Genomic DNA, 2,211 nt, shown 5'->3' with positions numbered 1-2,211 from the left:
TGTAATCAACGGTGATAAAATCCCCAATAACAGCGGTTTAAAATTCCCCAAAAATAACAGATAATCGTTTCAAAACAACATCTTAGATGGAGTGGAGAAACGATGCTGAAGATAGGGGAGTTTTTTATGATTCGAGAGTTATATCAGAAAGGCTGGACTCAAACAGCGATTGCCAAAGAAACAGGATTTGATCGGAAAACCATTCGTAAGTATCTAAAGGGGGGGACAAGCTTCCAGAACGTAAAGCCAATGGGAAAAAGAAAGCTAGTAAGCTAGATCCTTATAAAAACTATCTACTTCAACGAATACAAGAAGGTACAACGAATTGTGTTGTTCTCTTTGAGGAGATTCAAGCGATGGGATACACCGGCAAGATGACGATATTAAGAGATTTTGTTCGGCCGTATCGAGAACAGCCAAAGAAACAAGCCACCTTACGGTATGAAACACCACCGGGCAAACAAGCACAAATGGACTGGGCCTATGTTGGGAAGTATTTGGTGGATGGTCAATATCAAGATATTTATGCTTTCGTTATGGTACTTGGTTATTCTCGGATGAAATATGTGGAGTTTACGACCAATATGAATGTAGAAACATTAATGAAATGTCATATGAACGCATTTGCTTACTTTAACTGCATTCCCGAACAGATACTCTATGACAATATGAAAACCGTTGTTCTGAAACATAGTCCAATCGAAATTCGATTTAATCGGGTATTTGAGGATTTTCTAGCATATTACGGTATTGTTCCAAAAGCATGTCGGCCGAAACGTCCACAAACAAAGGGAAAAGTTGAAAGAGTGGTAAAGTATTTGAAAGATAATTTCTTTCAGCGACAACATGAACCTACTCTCTATGCATTAAATGAAGTCGTTCGTACGTGGCTGGATCAAGTCGCCAATCAAAAACCGAATCAAACAACGAATGAACCACCAATTCAACGTTTTGAACAGGAACAGAAGTTCCTTCAAGCATGGGGAATCAAACCATTATTCCCTACATGTCGCTGGGAGACACGAGAGGTAAGTCGAGATTGTTTTGTTTCATACAGAGGAAAAAAATATTCCGTTCCGTATCGCTATGCAGGACAGGTTGTAAAAGTGAAAGAAACTCTTGACCATCATATCGAGATTTATGATGAACATGAGTGTATTTCCAAACATCCGATTTTGACAGGAAAAGCAACTGCCCATATTCAAATGGAACATTATGAGGGCTTACATACAAAAAAAAGGACAGAGAATAAAAGACGTTCAAGTTTTGGCGACCAACGATCTTTATTCTTCTGCCCCATCTCCTAAAGTAGAACAACGCCCTCTCGCTGCTTACGCAGCATTGGAAGAAGGTGAGACTGTATGATGAACGAGCTGTTAATCGAACGTTTAAAAAAGCTTGGTTGGCACCACACAGCCCACCAACTAGATAGTTTATTAGAAGACGCTTCTAGAGATAATGTATCATATTCTGCATTTTTAAACACTATTGTTTTACAAGAAATTGAATATCAAGAGTCCCAGCAACTAGCCAAACGAATGAAAAGAGCGAAATTGCCTTATATCAAAACGATCCATGACTTTGACTTTTCCTTTCAACCAAGCATCAGTGAAAGAAGAGTGAAAGAAACACTTACCTGTCGATTTATTGCCAACGGGGAAAATCGAATCTTACTAGGCCCTCCGGGCGTTGGGAAAACTCATTTAGCGATTTCTTTTGCGATAGAAGCCATTACCCAAGGATATACAGCTTTATTTTTAACGGCAGACGATTTAGTAGCCGAATGCCGAAAGGCAAACGAAAAAGGGACGCTCCAGCGATTAGTGAATCGTTGGAGTCGTCCAGATGTACTCATTATTGATGAAGTAGGTTATTTTCCTTTTGATGAGCTAACTGCCAATGTCTTTTTTCAAGTCGTATCGAAACGGTATGAACATGGCTCTATGATTCTCACATCGAATAAATCCTATCTCGAATGGGGAAAAGTATTCGGCGACGATGTATTAGCAACAGCGATTTTAGATCGTTTATTACATCACGCCATTACCTTTAATATCAAAGGCGATTCTTACCGACTACGGGAAAAGAAAAAAGCAGGGGTTTATCCTGCCCAGCTATCGAATTAACCGTTCATAATGGGGAATTTCATTTCGTTGAATTTGGGGAATTTTAAATCGTTGTTGACAGGCATCAATCCATCCCTCCAAGGAG

The 2,211-nt window shown here is 39.5% G+C and carries 1 protein-coding gene and 1 pseudogene; both read left to right on the top strand.

Annotated features, from left to right (window positions below):
• Positions 1-102 precede the first annotated feature (102 nt).
• A pseudogene (istA, locus tag GBH70_RS16230) lies at positions 103-1,226 on the top strand (IS21 family transposase); the annotation flags it as partial.
• A 135-nt stretch (positions 1,227-1,361) separates the two neighbouring features.
• Entirely contained in the window at positions 1,362-2,126 is a 765-nt protein-coding gene (gene istB / locus GBH70_RS16225) for an IS21-like element helper ATPase IstB (protein ID WP_151681997.1), read from the top strand.
• Positions 2,127-2,211: the final 85 nt, after the last annotated feature.

The organism is Weizmannia acidilactici, assembly GCF_008974225.1.
GTDB lineage: Bacteria > Bacillota > Bacilli > Bacillales > Bacillaceae_C > Weizmannia > Weizmannia acidilactici.
Note: the sequence above shows the minus strand (reverse complement) of the source record. Positions and strands in the feature narration are given on the sequence as shown.